We start from the raw sequence: 3,236 nt of genomic DNA, 5'->3' as shown, positions 1-3,236 counted from the left end.
TAAAATCAGCAATCGTTTTAAAGTCGGGTGCCAACTTACCAAGTAGCCACATCAGTTCAATATTGCGTTGGCATTCGGTTTCTAATCGGCGGGATGATTGAATACGGTTGAGGTAACCATAAAGATAAAGCTTTAATAGTGTGGCTGGATGATACTTAGGGCGGCCTGTGGACTTTAAGGTTAATCCTTTAAACCCCAATTCAGCTAGATTTAGTTCCTCAATGAAAACATCAATTACTCTGACCGTATTATCTTCACTGACGTAGTCTTCCAACGATTCTGGAAATAACGTTGATTGGTTACGATCTTCACCGCTTATAAACTTTGACATATTGCCTCAACCCTCGACTGAATCAATAGTCTTATTATATAAATATCAGTATATTAAGTGAACTAAATGTATAGATTAATCGATCATAAGCAGCAGATACTTAGACCAAAAGGTGATCAGAGTTTTCACACAGTCTGTGCCATAAGTGGACAGTGCTAACGCTTTGCTAATTGGCTGCCGCAGCGCAGCGTAGGCAGTCCAGTGGAGGCCATGCTGTTTGTGGCCGGAACGAAATTAAGCAACTTGTTATGTTGAAACATGCTTGATAAGCCCCTTAGCTACGAAATAAAAAACAAAGCAGACAAATAACAGCCCAAGGAAACGAATTGCTTTTGGTGCGTCTTTCTTAATTTTCACCTGAACGGCGATGCCAAACTCATCACCGATGAGCCACAAAAATATCTTGTGTAAACTCCATAAAACCATAAATACGTAAACACTGAGGAGCCCATAAAATTCAACATCGGCTACCATCAACGTGATCGTAATGATTAATGCAGCTACTAATACCCCAAAACTGATTGTCTTAATACGAGCGATCAATATGCTGCTCCAACATAACGCCCCAATATGCCGACGAAAAGAGCGCAGCGAGTTGAGGTCGGAATAATTGGTTTGTTAGCTTTGTATATCAATTTCAACAACTTGAGCCTCTTTAAATATACTTTTAGCTTTTTCAAACACAGTATCTTTATTAGCTGGATGCACCGTAATATCGATTGCGTTATCCGATAATGTAAAAAGTGTAAGACAACCCGCTTTTTGGATTTTTGCTATATCCGACTTTTTTACCAATCGTCCTTTGGTGTTATAAAAACGAGAGTAAGAATTTGTTCTTACCTGCACGTTTGCACCTAGGTCGTTAAACGTTCTTTCTGCTTTGTCCAAAAAGTTGATGGGAATCATTGATTCCAACTTTATAACCAAAACAAAGAATAATACTGAGGCGATAACTAATATTAAAATGTCAATAAAGCCTCCGCAAAGCTAACGCCCGCCACACGGGCGAGCAACTTGTTGCGAGTCCAGCGCCGCAGGCGCGATGTGCTGGCGCTTGTTATGTGCGTACATGCTACAGAACATGAACATCGTTGATTGTTGCAGCATAATTGTTGTTCCCAATTGGTACAAACTCAAATTCAACAGTTAGGTCGGTTATCTCGCCATTGGCGGGTAAATAAAAGCCGAAGATCAATGAGCCTGAATCGGTTTCTAAAAACTCAGGGTAACAATTCGCTATATTTTCGTTTTGAAAACTCACAGGGGCATCGCTACCAAAGTAATCATGCACAGCGTCTTTGAGTTCAGATTCTGCCCATACAACACCATAGTTATTGTTTATATCAATGAGCTTTTCTGCGTCTTCAAATTGATTTGTGGCTAATAAGCTCAGCCAATGCTGACAATAACTTTTAAGTTGATTCTCTTTATCTTCACTGGTGATTGAGAGCATGAGATACCTTAGAGCACATAACGCCTGCAGTTGCGGCGGGTGCGGAGCGCAGCGTAGCACACGTCCGACAACCTGCACTTGTTAAGCATTTTGCGACTTACCAGCAATTACTCCGAATTCACCGAGTATTCTTTGCTCTAGAATTCTAGTTACTGCTTCAAATGATGAGTTCGTATCGATAGCTTCTCTTTGATCGACTAGTTCATATTCAAATGGCAACTCTATCGCCATTTTTGAGGCATAAAACTGACCTAGCTGAAGGCGCCAAGGATAAGATGTGTACTCTGGAGTATAAACATGAAACAAAATCACCTTTTCATAAGCTTGATACTGGCTTAAGAGCCAATATTTTCCAACATTTGTATCAGGGTGAGTTTGTTTTACCTCCACTTCCAAGGCTATAACAACATTCCCATCAGTTAGCAGCCCATCAGCACGAAATCCATTTGAAGGAAAGCCAGGGATTGCTTGAAAACCATTAGTGAACGACAACTTTTCGCTAGCAAACTGTTTCATCCAGTCTGCCAACCTCGATTCATATTTTAGCCACGGTGACTTCACTGGACATGGTTCCTCGTATGCTTAACGCCCAAATTTAGCGCGGAAAGCCGCGCAGCGGGTTGACGTCGCAGCCAGCGCTTTTTGCTGGCGATAAAATTTGATTGTTATGTGTCTGCTGATTCATTAAACAATATCCTGTTTGAAAACGGATCTGTTACGGTAAAACACCTTGCACCCCAAGGGGCATCTTCAATGCTTGGTTTGTTGTATTTGTAAGGCTTTGCAGTAACTTGTGCGAAAAGTTGATCAAGATTGCTTACATTAACGAAGACCTTGCTGCCCGGTGTGCAGTCACCAGAGTGTTCACTCAGATGTAAAACAAAATCGCCAAGCGAAACTTGCATGTAAATTGGGTAACCATCCTCAAAACGATGCTCCCAATCTAGTTCCATACCGAGAAAGCCAAGGTAAAACTCTTTTGCTTTATCTTCATCGAAAATCCGCATTATTGGGATCGTCTGAAACTCCATGCCATCTACTCCATTACACATAACAATTTAATAGTGCGCTCATCGCGCATATTTCTGCCGACGCTACGCTCATTTTTCTACATTATATAGTTTTAACAAATAACCTAAGGTATTACTATCACTAAGTTTTCTAAAACTTTAAAGAAAAGTTAAATAGGACAATATGCGCTCGGCGCTCATTTTCATGAATATATGCGCAAAGAGCAGTTTAACCAATCTATTAACGACGATATTTAGCCAGTATCAATGACCGATTATCGCTCAAAGCCGACCTATAGAGTAATTACGTTAACACGTCTTGGGGCGTGCGACGTGAAGTCGTATGAAGCGCTGTTCACCGCTTAATGAGTGAACCATCTGTATCACCAGATGATCCTAGGAGCCTGAATAAAGTAGCGGCTCTGACAATGTAACGAAGGTT

6 protein-coding genes are annotated in these 3,236 nt (G+C 41.0%); all 6 read right to left on the bottom strand.

All coding sequences use genetic code 11. The annotated features are described in order from the left end of the window. Positions 1-331, bottom strand: a 331-nt coding sequence (locus ABMY41_RS21575) for a transposase (RefSeq protein ID WP_235378354.1), incomplete at its 3' end; no start/stop codon positions are given. Positions 332-577: 246 nt separating this feature from the next. Beyond that, positions 578-874: a hypothetical protein gene (locus ABMY41_RS21570; protein WP_024592041.1), complete on the bottom strand. Its 297-nt coding sequence runs from the start codon at positions 872-874 to the stop codon at positions 578-580. 75 nt (positions 875-949) lie between these two features. Then, the gene (locus tag ABMY41_RS21565) at positions 950-1,177 is read right to left on the bottom strand and encodes a hypothetical protein (protein ID WP_349276231.1); all 228 of its coding nucleotides are present in this window, start codon (positions 1,175-1,177) and stop codon (positions 950-952) included. Positions 1,178-1,403: 226 nt separating this feature from the next. Beyond that, on the bottom strand, positions 1,404-1,784 hold the full coding sequence (locus ABMY41_RS21560; protein ID WP_024592043.1) for a hypothetical protein: 381 nt from the start codon (positions 1,782-1,784) through the stop codon (positions 1,404-1,406). A gap of 81 nt (positions 1,785-1,865) precedes the next feature. After that, positions 1,866-2,300, bottom strand: coding sequence for a hypothetical protein (locus tag ABMY41_RS21555; RefSeq protein ID WP_063529658.1), 435 nt, complete (start codon positions 2,298-2,300; stop codon positions 1,866-1,868). A 149-nt stretch (positions 2,301-2,449) separates the two neighbouring features. After that, the gene (locus ABMY41_RS21550) at positions 2,450-2,815 is read right to left on the bottom strand and encodes a glyoxalase superfamily protein (protein ID WP_024592045.1); all 366 of its coding nucleotides are present in this window, start codon (positions 2,813-2,815) and stop codon (positions 2,450-2,452) included. Between the last annotated feature and the right edge of the window lie 421 nt (positions 2,816-3,236).

The sequence above is a fragment of the Pseudoalteromonas sp. BZA4 genome, assembly GCF_040104395.1.
GTDB lineage: Bacteria > Pseudomonadota > Gammaproteobacteria > Enterobacterales > Alteromonadaceae > Pseudoalteromonas.
This window is presented reverse-complemented; position numbering and strand designations above follow the sequence as displayed.

Bases quoted from the DNA above. Each gene is read 5' to 3' on its own strand.
- ABMY41_RS21550 (WP_024592045.1), bottom strand. From the start codon at position 2,815: ATGGAGTTTCAGACGATCCCAATAATGCGGATTTTCGATGAAGATAAA.
- ABMY41_RS21555 (WP_063529658.1), bottom strand. From the start codon at position 2,300: ATGAAACAGTTTGCTAGCGAAAAGTTGTCGTTCACTAATGGTTTTCAA.
- ABMY41_RS21560 (WP_024592043.1), bottom strand. From the start codon at position 1,784: ATGCTCTCAATCACCAGTGAAGATAAAGAGAATCAACTTAAAAGTTAT.